Here is a 15,501-nt window from a genome sequence, read left to right as displayed (position 1 = left end):
ATTAACAAATTTTAACACCCGTCAGTTACCTAAACGGTTTACTTTTATAAAAAATGTTTTATGAAATGTGTCCCTGTCACAACAGCAATGTTAAGCTTAATCAGCTTATTTACTCAGGCACAAGTTTCCGAAGACTTACTCACAGCTACAAAAGGAAAAAGCAACGCCGCAAAAAATATTGCGATGTTTAAACGTGTTGAAATACTCACTATTAACAGTAAAACCGAATTACATTAGAGCACTAATCAGTGCAAACAGCCTTTACGGATAATCATTGCCAATCTGGAATAAGAACAAGCTAAAGCATTCTGTTCGGGGATAGCATTTAGCGAACACGGAAAGATACGTTTGAGAAAATATTATGGTGAAATTTTGGTCAGCAACCTATCTCAAATTAAACCCATACTTACAGATAATGTTGTGTGGTCTGGAGGCTTTTATCAAAAATGCCTCAGATCTTCGTTTACTACAGCCTGATACCCGTATTTTGCGTTTTTTATAAATTGCAAAAATGTTATGCTTGCGTAGCGTTTTACAAAGACAACAGTAAGAAATGACTGCACAAGTGTACATCAGAGTTATAATGCTCCTATCGGCCACATGAAACAAAAAACCGTCGTAATCTCTTGTGCTCCACCGCTCAACGAAGCACAGTCTTCTGGATTTGAACAGCTATTCAAGGATTTTGAAAACAAAGGATACCGTGTTTTATACTATGGTAATACCCTTAACACAAAGTTTGAACAATATACGCCGGGCAAGTTATCTTATAATAAACTACTTCATAAATTTCCCTTTTACTGGGTGCTGCAACGTATTGACCGCCATAAATGGATAACCCGAATCGCACATCATCTGCTACCTTCAGATAATCGCGTATCCAACTATAAATTGCTTAAGTCTATTATTAGGGCTGCGGTTAAGTACTTCTGCGCTGTGAAGCCAGATCTGTTTATTTGCTGGAATCCTTATTCGCCCACCTTCGGTCCGATGGCAGATGCTGCGAAACTACTGGGTATACGAACCGGCGCCATTGAGTGGGGACTACTGCCCGGCACCTACGTCCTGGACAAAACCGGTACCCTTGCAGATAGCCAGATTTTTAATCATGAAGTCATTTACTCTGACCCCGACAAATTCAGTATAACGGGTGAGCAACTTTTTAGCGACTTAAGCCAGAAAAGCATCAGCTTGTATCAGCAGAGAACAGAAGCCCTGCCCGAAGAGCTTCTGAGTACAGACGGCAATCAGACTAAGGTATTGCTTATTGGCATTGATATGGTAGATTCCGGCTCGCTTCCCGAAACCAGCGCTGACCGCCAGGGCTTGCTGCCTTTTCACAGTTCGTGCCAAAATCAGGCCTTAGATATTGCTAATTCAGATGCCGATTTTAGGGTTATACTTAAACCCCATCCCAGTCATAATCACAACCCACAGAGCGGAAAAATTTCGGCTAACTGCTGGATAGTAAACAGTAATCCGGACGATTTAATTAAATGGGCTGATGTTGTGGTTTGCAGTGGTTCGAAAATGGAATTCTCAGCTCTTTTGGCCGGCAAGCCCTTAGTAAACATTGGTGCCGGTATTTTATATAAAAAAGGTTGCAGTTACCAGGTTGATAGCATCCAGCAACTTCGCGAACAAATTTTGCAGGCAAAACAACAAGGGTTAACAACAAATCAACTGCAAGCTTTTAAATTGTTTTTAGGCTTTCTGCAAGACGATTATTTGTATGTATACAGTAAATCGCAAGACAACACAGCAGTCATTGAACGCATGTTAGAAGAAGAGCCTTTTTTTAATAAGATAAAAAGACTGTTTTATTGAATGATGAATTTACTCACCGATTTGATAAGCTTTAGGAAGGTAATTTGTATTTCGAGTAGCTTTTTTACCAGTTTTATAAAGATGAAAGTTCATATTAAGCCATAATGGTAAACCCATTTTTTGTACATAAACTCTTTGCCAAAGCAGGTTTTTGGCTAATGATAAAGGCAGATTAAGATGAATAAGCAGCCTTAAAAAATCGCGAAAGGTTTGTTTTTCCAGATACAGCCGCTTAGCATCTATCAAATTGCTGCGCAATACCGGTAAATAATTCTTCCATTTTTCATGCAGTTTAATGGTTTCCATCATCCATGTGCGGGTATAGCTACCTTCAGACAGGTGTGTAAGCAACACATCATACGTCACAACCACCTTGTACTGTTGCCCCACCCTTAGAGAAAAATCCAAATCATAGCAATGGAAACCGGCAAAAGTTTGCTGGTCAAACCGGATATGCTGAGCAATAATTTTAGTGGTGCACAGCCAAACCCCATCTAACACGGCCACCTCGGTATATTTTTTATCAAAAAGATTTTTGCACTGACGCACGTATTCTTCAGGTCCCTTATTTTTAAAGCCTTGTACAATGTTCATGCAATCGGTGTAGCCTGTAACATCGCCCCAACCCGAAGGCGATAGCGTTTTGTAATAGCTGCCGGCAACACCAATCAGTCCGATGCCCGTTTCTGCTTTTAACAATTCGGCTACTACGTATCCCCAATTGCGAGTTTGTAAAATGATATCCTCGTGCATAAAGCACAACAGGTCAAAACGAGCCTGGGCAGCGGCACTATTATAAACCTCGCTTATACCGGCCGTACTGCCGCGATTATCAACGGCAATGACATCAAAAGGGCACCCAATAGTTTCGGCTATGTTTTGTTTTACTGCTGCAAGCAGCTGCGGATTTATAGAGCAAACTATAACAGTTATCATTGTGGCAAAAATAAAGGCTACCTGTTAATATCGGCAGGTTTATTTGTATTTAAGGGTGCAGCAGGTAAAGCAGTTTGATTTAAAGCTACAGCGAACGCATTTTTTCTTCTTCAATATCAATTAGTTTTAAATGCTTCCGTATCACATCTTCATCAAAATTTTTGTCCGCCTCATTTTTCTTTAGTAGCCATTTGCGCTGCTTGTCAAGCAAGTCAAAGTAAATATCTAAACTATCCTCCGTAAATATAGCTTCCGGGTTGTTTTTACTTTTGCCTTCCCACTTAGCGGCCATTTGCTGTAGTAAAGCAGATTGCTCCCAGCGCCCGGCATAGGTCGATTTAAGCGCTGACAGCGCGTAAGCCGACATCTCTCGATGGATTATATTTTCGGCTTCTTCTGTCGACTCGTCTCCATAAGAATAATCAGGCAGTTTGATACGCGCTATCAAAGCGGGTAAGGTAAGGCCTTGCAACAATAGGGTACCTAATATTACAATAAAAGTTATAAACAAGATAAGGCTGCGCTGCGGAAATGCAGCACCGCTGTTTAAATGCACAGGTATAGACAGGGCCGCCGCCAGTGATACCACACCACGCATACCTGTCCAACCTAACAACAACGGCGTTTGGTAACCCGGATGCCGGGAGTCGGCCACGTTTATAAAATTGCGTGCAATCAACGTGATAAAGACAGCGCCGTAGGCGGCAAAAATTCTGACAACAATAAGCGTAGCGGTAATAATCAAACCATACCCAATAGCTCCGATAAAACTGCTTCCCTCCTGTTTTAAACCGGCTGTTATTTCGGGCAGATCAAGGCCTATGAGTACAAATACAAGCCCGTTAAGCACAAAGGCTAAACTCGACCAAACATTAATGCCCCGAAGTCTCGAGCTGCTGCTTAAAAACCAATGGCGTTTGCTGGACAATAATAGGCCGCCACTTACAACCGCTAACACACCCGAACTGTGCACCTCCTCGGCGGCGATGTACATCACATAAGGGGTTACCAGGCTCAATACGGTATCAATATTAGCGTTGGTTGGTAAATGCCGGTGCGCTTTCATAAATAGCCATCCTACAAGTAAGCCAATACCTATACCACCTAACAGCATCCAGCCAAAACTTAAAGCCGCACTGTACCAAACAAACTGGCCGGTGGCTACGGCTATTAAAGCGAACCTAAAGATAATGAGCGAAGACGCATCGTTTAGCAAACTCTCACCCTCTAAAATAACCGACATTCGCTTCGGTACTTTCACAATCTGCATAATGGCACCTGCACTAACAGCGTCGGGTGGTGATACAATGCCGCCTAATAAAAAGCCGAGAGCTAACGAAAAGCCCGGTATAAAATAATTGGCTGCAAAGGCTACAGCCAAGGCTGTAAAGAACACCACTACGAATGCAAAACTACCTACAATACGCCGCCAGCGCCAGAGCTCTTTCCACGAGATAGACCAAGATGCCTCATAAAGTAGCGGCGGTAAAAAAATAATGAAGATAAGCTCGGGCGTGATATGTACCGATGGGATGAAAGGCATAAAGCTAATAAGCAAACCTGCAGCTACCAATATCACCGGATAAGCTACTTTTATTTTTTCGGCCAGCATGACCAATAGTACGATAACAATAACGAGGCTGATGTAAAATGGAAAGTGATCGGTCATGAAGCTAAAATAAGGATTAGTTAAGCACATTTTAAACTTCAGAAACTGTACGCGGCAAAACCAGCAGAAAAAGTTATTAATAATTTGCCTTATAAAAACTAAATAATTAGTTTTACAACCAATAAGACAACCTAAACCTTATCATTTTTCACATCTGATTGCAAGCGTATTGGCGGGTAAGCGTTATATTGCCTTTAACTTTAGCCGCTATGACAAAACCTATACTTTTCCTTTTAGCGATACTTTCGTTATCCCTTCAAACCATTGCGCAAGCCAGGCATCAGTATGTAGAAGTTGTAACGCCGCAAGGCTCATGCATTGTTAAACTTTACAACGAAACACCTATTCATCGAGATAATTTTATAAAACTGGTAAAGAGCGGCTACTTTAACAAAACCACCTTTAACCGCATTTTAAAAAATTTTGTGATACAAGGCGGCGACCCCGATTCGTTGTATGAAAAACCGCATGTATTGAAGCCCGAACAAAAATGGATAGCACCTGAGCTAAGGCAAACTCTTTACCACAAAAGAGGCGCATTGGCTATGGGTCGCGATGACAATGCTGCTCAATCATCATTTAGTACGCAAATTTATCTGGTTGACGGCAAAAAGGTGAGCAACGGCCGGCTCGATACCTTAGAAAAGAAATCAAACATCCATTTTAGCGCCGCACAGCGCGAGGCTTACACCACCTTAGGCGGCACTCCTTCGCTCGACCAGCACTACACGGTGTTTGGCGAGATTGTGCGAGGCATAGACCTGATTGACAAAATTACGGCGCTTAAGGTTGATAAAAACGGTACCCCCGAAAAACCAGTGTGGATGAAACTGAAGGTTTTGAGTTCGAAAGAAGCGGCTAAGTTGGAAAAATTGAAAACACATCAATAATTGGCCAACTCATTCAGGGAGTTAATCACCTACGTTTTAGCTGGGAAAACATTGAGCCCTTTAATCGCGAATGATATAAATTATCTATTTAATCCTTATTAAAATGAAACCTCATACTATTCATATTATTTTTTTTATCGGCATCATTTTTGGCCTACGCACAGCATCAATTGCAAAACCAAGTTCTTCAACAAAAATAATTTTTCGGGTAACCAAAGGCTGCAGCTTGTACCTTACTTATCCGCGCAACCTAATAAAAACTAAAGAGCTTTTTATTGAGCATGCAGTTAAGGACACTACAGTTGAGGTAGAGGTATTGCTAACCAAACCATTCAATCTTTTTAATACCAATAAGGGACAAACACCTTATTTGATGATGCCAGGCTTTACCTACACTTGTATTTTGAGCAATCCTCAAGAAACGCAATGGCATTTTGAGAGCACTGATCGGCAAAAGGCTTCGGAGAGCAATGCGCTAAACGAATTGCAGAAGCTCACCGAGCGCTTTGATTTAAGTGCCCCCAATGGTGTAGCCAAACTGATCAGAAGCTCAGACGGCTATAATTTAGATATAGACAATGCATTGACACATCTTTATAAAAAAAGGCTGGAGGTACTCGCTCAATTTAATGGCATTGGTAGCCTTTCGCCCGAGGGGTATAACGCTTTAAAAGCTTACGTTAAATATGAGTATTTGCACAATCGGCTTAAGCCAATGTATTTAAAACGATTTAAACATAAGCCATTACCAGTTTGGTATGCTGATAGTTTACTAAAAATTGACTTAAGAGATATTGATGCCAAATACATAGCACTTTATCCGGTACAGGGAGTTTGCATTTTTACGAACAGACTGCAGGCTACTGAGAAGTACCACGACGCTTCTTTATCTAAAACATTCACTTTAGCCAAACAGTTGCCGGCAGGCGAGGTAAAAAATGTTTTACTCTACCAGATTATGCAGCTACAAGTGGATGTAACCACCAATATATACAAACAATACACCGACTCATTAACCAAATACAGCAACAATGATGTACTGAACCAAATTATTTTCGATAATCTTAAACAAGCTTTGGCAGTAAATGGCTCCAAAGATTCATTCTACACACTTACCAATCAGCCTGTGACGTTATCAAAGCTATTGGCTATTAAAGACACGGTGTTATATGTAGATTTTTGGGCGTCTTGGTGCATGCCCTGTCTACAGGAAATGCCGGCCTCTTTTAAATTAAGGCAGGCACTTAAGAGCAAGGCTGTAACGTTCTGTTATATATCCATAGATAAAAAGGGAGACAGTTGGAAAAATAAAAGCAAAGACATAGATTTAACAGCCAATAGCTATTGGCTTCCTGATATTGAAAAGTCAGCATTTGCTTTTGATTTGAAAATACAATCGATTCCGCGTTACGTTATTATAAAAAACGGTAAAATAATTGACCGAGATGCCCCCCGGCCGAGCGACAAAAATTTGAAACAGGTATTATTGAGTCACGTCAATACCCTATAACCTTAAAAAAGTAATTTTTACCTCAGGTCAAACTTCCTACTTTTAAAACTCAACCCACCAAACCAAGGCAATACCTAACGTATACATCAGCGTATCCGTCCACGAAAACTGAGTGCCTATAATGATACAAGCAAATTGATTATGCTGCAAACCTAACAGCGCTGCTACATGCAGATACTGCATTGTTTCTGTAAGGTAAGCAAACAGCAGCACTCCTATTGCAACAGGGCGGTAGCTTGATCGTAAGAAGCTTTTTACCAAACAGTACAACAGGATGACGACCAAAAAGTCGCCGCCGTAGGGCCTGATCCAAGCATCGTGAACAAAAAGGCCAATAAATATTTCTATGGCAAGCAGCAATACGGTAAGGTAACAGTACGGGCGATCAATTTGTAAGGTCATTATTGATGTGCATTATAAATTCTGCTATTATGCAAAGCTCAACCGTTAACTATCACACTGCACAAGCATAGCCTCTGCTGCCCAATAAATTCTCTAAAAAGCGAAAAAAAAATATCAGATTTCACTTTGCAATTCAAAGTACTTTATTTTACTTTGTATATCAAAGTACTTTTTATACTAATTTAATTATGACATACTCTAAAAGCTTTAATCAAAAACCTCAGTCTGTACCGGCTTTAGGAAAGTGGATGCTGCTTGGCGGCGGCATTGCACTGGCTACCATTTTATTTTTTGTAATCGGAGCCGGCAGCGGACGCGCCGAGTGGGGAGCATATTGGATGGTAAAACCCCTGCTAATAACCCCATTAGCCGGGGTATGCGGAGGCGCATTTGCCTATCGCATTTCAAGATTGGGCTGGAACAAAGCACTAACCTTAATTATTGGTCTTGCCGGCTTCCTGATTGCCTTGTGGATGGGCATAGTATTAGGGCTGAAAGGTACAATGTGGCATTGATGGCAAAGCTTATCAGCTATATACTGAATTTTAAATTTAAATAACCTCAGCTTTAGATGGCCTATACCTTATCAAAATACTGCAAACAGAAGCCAACCTTGATACTGTTCATTAAATTATCAGCCGCGCTTTCTGTTTTTGCTTTTATACCGTGGTTGGAGTGGTTTTCTGTTGAAATTAGAGATCCGATTATAAACTCATGGTTGAGTAGATTGCTTGGCACTATTAGTTTACTTACGTTTCTTATCCTCGCGTTCATTGTTGTGCTGAATAAGAATAATTTGTATTCAACCTTAGCCATTCTGCTGTTTCCCATTACCATCATCATAGTCGCCTTTATGACGCTTTTGTCGACCCTCCCCACTCCCGAATGGCACGATGTGAGCTATTATAAGCATAACAATCAATATCTTATTTTGGAATGCAATGACGGATGGGCGACTACCAACATCAGCTATCGATTTGTAATAGCCTCGTTCATAACTAAAAAAATACGCTTTATTCAACGTCATAGCTATACAGATGGTTACCCTGAAAACTCAAAGTTCAGTATGTTATTGTTTGAGGGAAAAACCTGGGAAAAGGTAGACATCAAAGCACAATAACCATCTACTTACAGGCCAAGCAAGTCGACAGAATTAATTAGGTTCATTTCCATCAATTACAAGTAATCACCTTTATCATGAAACAAGAAATCATCACTCACCTCAACAATCCGGGTTACCTGGAAAAACTCTACCGCTCCAACGAAGGCTTATTTAAACAGGAGTTTGGCGCGTTGTACCCAGAACTCCCGCACAACGATGTGGCCCATTGCTGGCACGAACGCTTGTACCATACAGCTGAAGATATTACCTGGAGCAACCGTCGCGAATTAATCTTTGTTATTGTTCTGGCTGTTGTAGCCGGATGCATTGCTAAAATACCCGACTTCTTTAATTTAGACCCCGAACAGTTTTATCCCCGCAATATCGGCTTTGTCATCTTCCCTCTTTTAGCAGCCTATTTTAGCTGGAAAAACGGGTTGAGTCTTGCTAAAATAAGTATTGTTACCACCGTTATGCTGGTTGAGTTGGTGTTTATTAATTGGCTGCCCAACAACCGCAAAAGCGCTACCTTTACCCTGTCTTGCATCCACTTGTTGCTGGCTTTGTGGTCTGTTTTAGGTTTTGCTTTCGCTGGCGGAAAAAATAACAGTGAAGTTAAACGATTGGATTATCTCAAATATAACGGAGAACTCATTATTATTACCACCCTTTTCGTTATTGTAGGTGCTATAACCACTGCTATTTCCATTAATTTATTCTCGCTGGCCGGTTTCCAAATTAAAGATCAGTATTTAAAAAACATACCCATGTTTGGTTTGCCTACTGCTATAATGATAGGCACTTATCTTACACAAAATAACCCACAGCTTGTGGGTAAGATATCGCCAGTAATTGCCCGTTTGTTTGCGCCGTTGGTATTGATAGTGCTGATCATTTATTTAGCGGCTACCGCTACAAGCAAAAACAGCCTTTACCATGACCGTGATTTTTTAATTATTTTCAATGTGTTATTGATTGGCGTGATGGCCTTAATCTTTTTTTCGATAGCTGAGCATCAAAGCAATTTAACAAGCAGAATTCAGCTATGGGTATTGCTGTTGTTATCTATAGTTACCGTTATTGTAAACAGCATGGCGTTGTCGGCTATCGTATTCAGGATTTCTGAATGGGGACTAACGCCTAACCGTGCCGCTGTAATGGGCGGTAACATCCTAATCCTGATCAACCTCATTTTAGTTAGTGTACAGTTAACCCGCACCCTACTTCGCAAAACAGAAACAGACATTGTAAGCAAATCTATTGCCCTGTATTTGCCGGTTTACTTTGCCTGGAGCATAATAGTAACTTTTGTGTTTCCGTTTTGGTTTGGATTTAAGTAGGATAAACTTTTCGGAAACTTCAGTTAGCAAAGAAATTGAATATGGTATGAAGTGCAGCTTTTGCCGGCTGCACTTCATAATCCTTAAAAAAAAAATCGAAGAAACTCTACGGAATCAACACAATTTTACCGTGGGTATGTCGCTGCTCAAGGTCTTCAAATGCCTGTTGCACTTCGGTGAGCGGGTAGGTTTTAGCCACCGGAAACTCCAGCGCCCCGTTATGAATCATGTCGGCAAGTTCTGACAGCACCCACGGATGTGCTGCATTATGACTGCCTTCTGTTTTTACGCCATGTTTTCCGGCGGCTCCAAAATCAATTACTGTGTTAATACGGTCGGCAGGTATACCTAACTTAATAGCCAAATCAACATAACCTTTACCAAACAAATCTATAAAAGCATCAGGTTTTTCGCCGCCTAACGCCTCCTGCAGGCGTTGCTCCATACCATCGCCATGAGTTACCGGAACAGCGCCATGGGTTTTTAGCCAGTCGTGGTTAGCCTCGCCGGCAATACCAATTACTTTGGCTCCCTGGTTGTGCGCCAGTTGAACGGCTACCGAGCCTACACCACCGGCCGCACCCGAAATCACAACAACATCGCCCGTAGTTAGCCGCACAGCGTTAACGGCCGCATAAGCGGTAGTGCCTGCTACAAATAATCCACCGGCCTGTTCAAAGCTTACGTTGTCGGGTTTAAGCACTACCTGCTCTTCGGGCAGTACTACATAAGCGGCATGAGCATTCCGGTTGTTACTGTAACCAATTACATCACGACCAGTCTCTACCATAGTTACACCCTCACCTACAGCTTCTACCACACCGGCAACATCGCTTCCTTGTCCGGATGGAAACGTTGACGGAAACATTTTTTCTAAATACCCTTGCCTAATCGAAGCTTCGCCGGGATTTATGCCTGCGGCTTTTACTTTTATCAGCACCTCTCCGGGGCCGGGGGCTGGTTTAGGCAATTGCGCAATATATAATACTTCGCGGCCACCAAAATTATCATAGCGTACGGCGGAATACAACTCGTTTTCTTCTGCGTTTTTCATATTAGCGTTTTATGAACTTGATAACCTGCAAAAGCACTTTATTGTTCTGAACAGCAAAAAACAACTAACCTCCGGAACGCACTGTTATCTTACCGCTTGAAACGAAATTTATTGATAACTATAGTTTTCAGTAATTTAAATAAATAAACATCAGGTGGCCTCAAACAATGTTGATGAGACAATTTACTTGACTGGGGCTTGATGATGGTTATACCGTTTACAGAAACTGCTTTCGATAAGCTGTGAAAACTATTTGCGAAACTTATTGGCTATCGGGGTTTCTTTATCAGCTAAATGTTTAGATTTACCATTAAATAACAACCATTTATCGCCTAAGCTTTACAATTGACATCCACAATGTTTCAGAATCTTCTTGTCAAGATAAAATTAATTTATCTTCCCGTTTTAATCGTTGCCCTAAGTTTTATCGTCAGTTACTCCCTGTTTACTTGGCTTTTGGTATTCCGGTATGAGGTTTTGGCGCTTAACGAAGATCTTGTTTTCTTTTGGTTGCCTGGCGGTTTGGCTCTCATCGCGGCTTACCTCTGGATAAGGCCACGAATAAAGCTGTTAATTCTACGAGACAAGAAAGATAATCTTCCTTTTTTATACAACTCAGTTGCTTACCTGTTAATGCTTGCTCCAACCATTATTGCCCAGCTGTATTTGAGCACCGCTGCTGGCAAACTCACTAAAATCGGCAATGTCGGCGAGATGGACAGTCAGCATCCAACTAAATATTATGTGGTTAAAACGCATTACATAGATAAGCAGCATGTATTGGTGCACAGACGTGCAGAAGTAAGTGGAAAAAACGACGAGCACTTAAATTTTTACATTGACGTTGTTTGCCCTATTTTACCCAAAGCACCAAATGATATTGATAGTTCACAGTCAAGCTCTATAAAAATTAAAGCCTGGCTCGGAACAGAGTATAGCAAGGGTCTCAGTAATCGCAGTAGTGACGAGGAGAAGGAACAGGCATTTAAGGACTTTGGCGCTGAGGTGCAAAAAGAGTTTGACGAAGCAAATCTTGACAGTTTTGTATACCTGGACAAAATAGGTAATAATGACCGCAGAAAAGGATTTATATCTGCTATCAAATCAGTACCCCAGCTTAAGATCATTGATCCTGTAATTTTAGAGGCAAAAAATGAACCCTTTGCAGCCCGAAACGGTAACAAGTTAGCCTGGATATTTTACTCAATAACTATCGGATCAGCAATTTTCTTTTTCATGCTGATGTTTCCAAAAATCGACTACTTACAAATCAAAAAGTTGCCGAAATATAGTTTAAATCATCAACTCCGCTACTTTTATAGCCTATTATCGTTAGCTAATTTACGCCGGACCTCATCTGCACCCATTGTCATCGTTACGCTAAACATCGTTGTTTTTCTGGCCATGGTGTTTGCCGGTTTCGGGTTTATTTCAGTTAATGGGCCAGATCTTTATAACTGGGGCGCAAACTATAGGCCGGCTGTACTGGATGGACAATGGTGGAGGTTATTTACTAACGTGTTTATGCATGGCGGAATAATGCATCTGTTGTTTAACATGTACGGGTTGCTGTTAGTATCTGCGTTCCTTCAGTCAATATTAAATCAAACTCAATACGTGATTTCTTACTTAGTATGTGGCCTGGCTGCAAGTCTGGCCAGTATTTGGTGGCACGCTGCAACCTTAAGTGTAGGTGCATCCGGTGCTATTTTTGGTTTGTACGGAGTATTAACCGCTCTGGCAACAACCAATAAATTTGACGCTGGTTTAAAAAAGCCTATGTTGCTGAATAATGCCTTGTTTATCGGTATCAACCTTTTAGTAGGCATCTCCGGAGGTATTGACAATGCTGCACACATTGGCGGACTTGTTGCTGGAGTTATTATGGGTTACATCCTTTACTTTTTCATTGACGACAGTGCAAACACTAAAAGCACCATCATTACCGATGAACCGGCCGAGGCACTGCAAAAACACAGCGAACAAGGTTAAATATTTTGACTTAGGCGAAGTTGCGTCAATATCAGCGGTCCTATTCTTGTTCTGCAGCATTTTTATTTGAAAGAAGGTGGCCGGCGCTGTATCACTACAGTGCTTACACTGTACGTATTCGTACATATATTATACAAGATATATGCATAAATAATTGACAGGCAAACACTTAAAGCAATGGCATGGATTTTATAAATTTTACTTCATCAATCCATCAGTATGATTAAGAACTACTTAAAGATAGCCTGGCGTAATATTGTAAAATATAAAGGATTTTCACTCATCAACATTGGCGGCCTGGCTTTGGGTATGGCAAGTTGCCTGTTACTCATGCTATATGTAAACTATCACCTTACCTTTGATAAACAGTTTAAGGAGATTGAAAAAGTATACATTGTTGAAAACAACCAGTCGGGCGACGGCAAAATATACACGTTTTCGTCTACCCCAAGGCTGGCATCAACCTTTATTAAAAATGAAATACCCGAAGTTGCCGAGGCCGTAAGAGTGGTTGACTATGGCGGCATGGGTTTGCTGACTTACAATAATCAGCATTTGAAAAAGGCTGGTATGTTTGCCGACAACGGTTTCTTCAATGTCCTTTCATACACATTTATTAAAGGGAATTCTCAAACAGCTTTAAATTCGCCCAATGCTATTGTTATAACCGAAAGCCTGGCCAAAGCGCTTTTTAAAAACGAAGACCCGATTAACAAAATCATCACCCGTAATAACCAAACACAATTAACGGTAACCGGCGTTATTGCCAATCCGCCTGCCAACTCCACTTATCACTTTGATTGTATTATGCCCTGGGTTCAATTTGAAGCTGCTAATACTTGGGCAAAAACATCGGGTTGGGGAAGCAATTTTAACCGCACTTTAGTTAAACTTAAAAACCCATCAGCACTCAGTAAAGCCAATCGTATTTTAGGAAGCCTGATTGCCCGGCAGAATCCCGGCAATACAAACAAACTATTTCTGTACCCTTTTAAAGAAATGCACTTGTACGGCCAGTTTGAAGACGGTAAAGTTATCGGTGGGCTTATTAATCAGATTAAACTGTTTATAACCCTGGCTGTGTGTTTGTTGTTGATTGCCTGTGTCAATTTCATGAATCTTTCAACTGCCCGGTCTGAAGAACGCGCGAAAGAAGTTGGAATCCGCAAGGCCATAGGTTCAGGCAGGTCGCTGCTGATCGGGCAATTCATGACGGAGTCGCTTATTTTGTCAATGCTTTCAACTGTAATTGCCGTGGCCTTAGTAGCCATTACCCTACCTTATTTTAACACACTGTTAGGTGTACAAATTATCCTGCCGCTTAATAACCTGGTGGCGTGGGTAGTATTATTAGGCATCGGTGTGTTAACCGGTGTTGTAGCCGGCAGCTATCCAGCATTTTATTTATCTTCTTTTGAACCTATTAAGGTGTTAAAAGGCTTTTTTAAAGGTGGAGGTTCAGCTTTGTCGTTACGCAAGATTTTGGTGGTGATACAGTTTTCGTTTGCTGTATTTTTAATTACTGCTACCATTTGTATCTACTATCAGCTAAAATACATCCAGGAAAAACCTGTAGGATTTAACAAAAACAACCTCGTCGAAATTCCGGTGGAGGGCACATTGCAAACCCAAAGCGCCGCCTTGATTAATGAATTGAAGCAAGCCGGAGCCATTACTAACGGTACTACGCTATCGCAAAGTATTACCCAATCGGGCAGCAACAGCTGGGGTGTTACCTGGCCTGGTAAGGCCGATAACCAGGAGATTTTATTTGATATTTTACATGGCGGCAACGATTTTACCAAAACAGCCGGATTACAGCTTTTGGAGGGGCGCGAATTCTCGTCATCTAATGCTGCCGATACTGCCCGCAAAACGGTGATGATTAACGAAACGGCTGCCAAAGTAATGCACCTTAAAAACGTTGTAGGTGCAACTATAAAATGGGGAGATCAGCCAGCTACGGTTATCGGCGTTTATAAAGATTTTGTATGGGGGTCGCCTTATTCAAAAATATCTCCAATGATTTCGATGTACATCAGTCCGGGCGATGTTATTGACCTGCGCCTTAACCCCGCCAAAAGTATTACTAGCAACATCGAAATTATTAATAAAACGCTGAAACGTATTAATCCTGCTTTTCCGCCACACATCAATTTTGCCGACAGCGATTTTGAAGCGAAGTTTCAAAACGAGAAATTGCTGGGCACACTCGCTAACTTATTTGGCGGTCTTGCCATATTTATTTCCTGCCTGGGCCTTTTTGGCTTAGCGGCTTATGCGGCCGAGCAACGCATTAAAGAAATAGGTGTACGCAAGGTATTGGGGGCAAGCGTAATAGGCTTAACCATGTTGCTATCTAAAGACTTCTTGAAACTGGTATTGGTAGCCATTGTTTTGACAATACCTATATCCGTTTACAGTTTAACCCAATGGCTCCAAAAATTTGAGTACCGCATTACAATTAGCTGGTGGATGCTGCTAATGGCTGGCATGGCCACCGTCATCATTGCCATTGCAACAGTAAGTTATCAGGCGCTTAAGGCATCTTTGGCAAACCCGGTGAAGAGTTTACGTAGCGAATAGTGCAGGCAAAAAATCCTATGTTGTGAAATTTGTTTTACCAAGCACCCGGCGTGTACCGGGTGCAGACTTTTAGATACTAAACATCACCTGCTACCCGGCTCATAGGCATGCAATAGTTCTACTTAGTGAAGCTGCTCCATTTTGAGCAGCTTTTGTTATAATGTTATGGTTGGCAGCCTATATCGTGATGTCA

General features: G+C 41.4%; 12 protein-coding genes. 8 read left to right on the top strand and 4 right to left on the bottom strand.

Annotation, left to right across the window (positions count from 1 at the left end; translation table 11 throughout):
• The first annotated feature begins 600 nt into the window (after positions 1-600).
• Positions 601-1,827, top strand: coding sequence for a hypothetical protein (locus AAGR14_RS10380; protein ID WP_342648524.1), 1,227 nt, complete (start codon positions 601-603; stop codon positions 1,825-1,827).
• Between the two features lie 9 nt (positions 1,828-1,836).
• On the opposite strand, the gene AAGR14_RS10375 is transcribed toward AAGR14_RS10380, so the two are convergent.
• Positions 1,837-2,763, bottom strand: coding sequence for a glycosyltransferase (locus AAGR14_RS10375; protein WP_342648523.1), 927 nt, complete (start codon positions 2,761-2,763; stop codon positions 1,837-1,839).
• An 85-nt stretch (positions 2,764-2,848) separates the two neighbouring features.
• Positions 2,849-4,432, bottom strand: a complete 1,584-nt coding sequence (locus tag AAGR14_RS10370; RefSeq protein WP_342648522.1) for a Na+/H+ antiporter — start codon at positions 4,430-4,432, stop codon at positions 2,849-2,851.
• A 209-nt stretch (positions 4,433-4,641) separates the two neighbouring features.
• Here AAGR14_RS10370 and AAGR14_RS10365 point away from each other — a divergent pair, with 209 nt between their 5' ends.
• Entirely contained in the window at positions 4,642-5,322 is a 681-nt protein-coding gene (locus AAGR14_RS10365) for a peptidylprolyl isomerase (RefSeq protein WP_342648521.1), read from the top strand.
• A gap of 103 nt (positions 5,323-5,425) precedes the next feature.
• On the top strand, positions 5,426-6,832 hold the full coding sequence (locus AAGR14_RS10360; RefSeq protein WP_342648520.1) for a TlpA disulfide reductase family protein: 1,407 nt from the start codon (positions 5,426-5,428) through the stop codon (positions 6,830-6,832).
• 42 nt (positions 6,833-6,874) lie between these two features.
• Here AAGR14_RS10360 and AAGR14_RS10355 read toward each other — a convergent pair whose 3' ends face one another.
• Complete coding sequence (locus tag AAGR14_RS10355) at positions 6,875-7,234, bottom strand: DUF2809 domain-containing protein (RefSeq protein WP_342648519.1); 360 nt, start codon at positions 7,232-7,234, stop codon at positions 6,875-6,877.
• 188 nt (positions 7,235-7,422) lie between these two features.
• On the opposite strand from AAGR14_RS10355, the gene AAGR14_RS10350 reads away from it, so the two are divergent.
• The 3 genes from AAGR14_RS10350 to AAGR14_RS10340 all read left to right on the top strand — a co-directional run bounded on the left by AAGR14_RS10350 (position 7,423) and on the right by AAGR14_RS10340 (position 9,676).
• Complete coding sequence (locus AAGR14_RS10350) at positions 7,423-7,749, top strand: hypothetical protein (protein WP_342648518.1); 327 nt, start codon at positions 7,423-7,425, stop codon at positions 7,747-7,749.
• A 338-nt stretch (positions 7,750-8,087) separates the two neighbouring features.
• Positions 8,088-8,354 (top strand): hypothetical protein, encoded by a 267-nt coding sequence (locus AAGR14_RS10345; protein WP_342648517.1) that lies wholly within the window; start codon positions 8,088-8,090, stop codon positions 8,352-8,354.
• A gap of 77 nt (positions 8,355-8,431) precedes the next feature.
• Positions 8,432-9,676 (top strand): hypothetical protein, encoded by a 1,245-nt coding sequence (locus AAGR14_RS10340; protein WP_342648516.1) that lies wholly within the window; start codon positions 8,432-8,434, stop codon positions 9,674-9,676.
• A 106-nt stretch (positions 9,677-9,782) separates the two neighbouring features.
• Here AAGR14_RS10340 and AAGR14_RS10335 read toward each other — a convergent pair whose 3' ends face one another.
• Positions 9,783-10,730 (bottom strand): NADP-dependent oxidoreductase, encoded by a 948-nt coding sequence (locus AAGR14_RS10335; RefSeq protein WP_342648515.1) that lies wholly within the window; start codon positions 10,728-10,730, stop codon positions 9,783-9,785.
• Positions 10,731-11,363: 633 nt separating this feature from the next.
• Between AAGR14_RS10335 and AAGR14_RS10330 the strand changes: the two genes are divergently transcribed.
• Both AAGR14_RS10330 and AAGR14_RS10325 read left to right on the top strand, forming a co-directional pair.
• Positions 11,364-12,722, top strand: a complete 1,359-nt coding sequence (locus tag AAGR14_RS10330) for a rhomboid family intramembrane serine protease (RefSeq protein ID WP_342648514.1) — start codon at positions 11,364-11,366, stop codon at positions 12,720-12,722.
• A 219-nt stretch (positions 12,723-12,941) separates the two neighbouring features.
• Positions 12,942-15,308, top strand: coding sequence for an ABC transporter permease (locus AAGR14_RS10325; RefSeq protein WP_342648513.1), 2,367 nt, complete (start codon positions 12,942-12,944; stop codon positions 15,306-15,308).
• Positions 15,309-15,501: the final 193 nt, after the last annotated feature.

Origin of the sequence: Mucilaginibacter sp. CSA2-8R, from assembly GCF_038806765.1 — a bacterium.
Taxonomy (GTDB): Bacteria; Bacteroidota; Bacteroidia; order Sphingobacteriales; family Sphingobacteriaceae; genus Mucilaginibacter.
This window is presented reverse-complemented; position numbering and strand designations above follow the sequence as displayed.

What these genes read in the sequence shown, in the direction of transcription:
- AAGR14_RS10380 (WP_342648524.1), top strand. Translation starts at nt 601, where the DNA reads ATGAAACAAAAAACCGTCGTAATCTCTTGTGCTCCACCGCTCAACGAA.
- AAGR14_RS10375 (WP_342648523.1), bottom strand. Translation starts at nt 2,763, where the DNA reads ATGATAACTGTTATAGTTTGCTCTATAAATCCGCAGCTGCTTGCAGCA.
- AAGR14_RS10370 (WP_342648522.1), bottom strand. Translation starts at nt 4,432, where the DNA reads ATGACCGATCACTTTCCATTTTACATCAGCCTCGTTATTGTTATCGTA.
- AAGR14_RS10365 (WP_342648521.1), top strand. Translation starts at nt 4,642, where the DNA reads ATGACAAAACCTATACTTTTCCTTTTAGCGATACTTTCGTTATCCCTT.
- AAGR14_RS10360 (WP_342648520.1), top strand. Translation starts at nt 5,426, where the DNA reads ATGAAACCTCATACTATTCATATTATTTTTTTTATCGGCATCATTTTT.
- AAGR14_RS10355 (WP_342648519.1), bottom strand. Translation starts at nt 7,234, where the DNA reads ATGACCTTACAAATTGATCGCCCGTACTGTTACCTTACCGTATTGCTG.
- AAGR14_RS10350 (WP_342648518.1), top strand. Translation starts at nt 7,423, where the DNA reads ATGACATACTCTAAAAGCTTTAATCAAAAACCTCAGTCTGTACCGGCT.
- AAGR14_RS10345 (WP_342648517.1), top strand. Translation starts at nt 8,088, where the DNA reads ATGACGCTTTTGTCGACCCTCCCCACTCCCGAATGGCACGATGTGAGC.
- AAGR14_RS10340 (WP_342648516.1), top strand. Translation starts at nt 8,432, where the DNA reads ATGAAACAAGAAATCATCACTCACCTCAACAATCCGGGTTACCTGGAA.
- AAGR14_RS10335 (WP_342648515.1), bottom strand. Translation starts at nt 10,730, where the DNA reads ATGAAAAACGCAGAAGAAAACGAGTTGTATTCCGCCGTACGCTATGAT.
- AAGR14_RS10330 (WP_342648514.1), top strand. Translation starts at nt 11,364, where the DNA reads ATGCTTGCTCCAACCATTATTGCCCAGCTGTATTTGAGCACCGCTGCT.
- AAGR14_RS10325 (WP_342648513.1), top strand. Translation starts at nt 12,942, where the DNA reads ATGATTAAGAACTACTTAAAGATAGCCTGGCGTAATATTGTAAAATAT.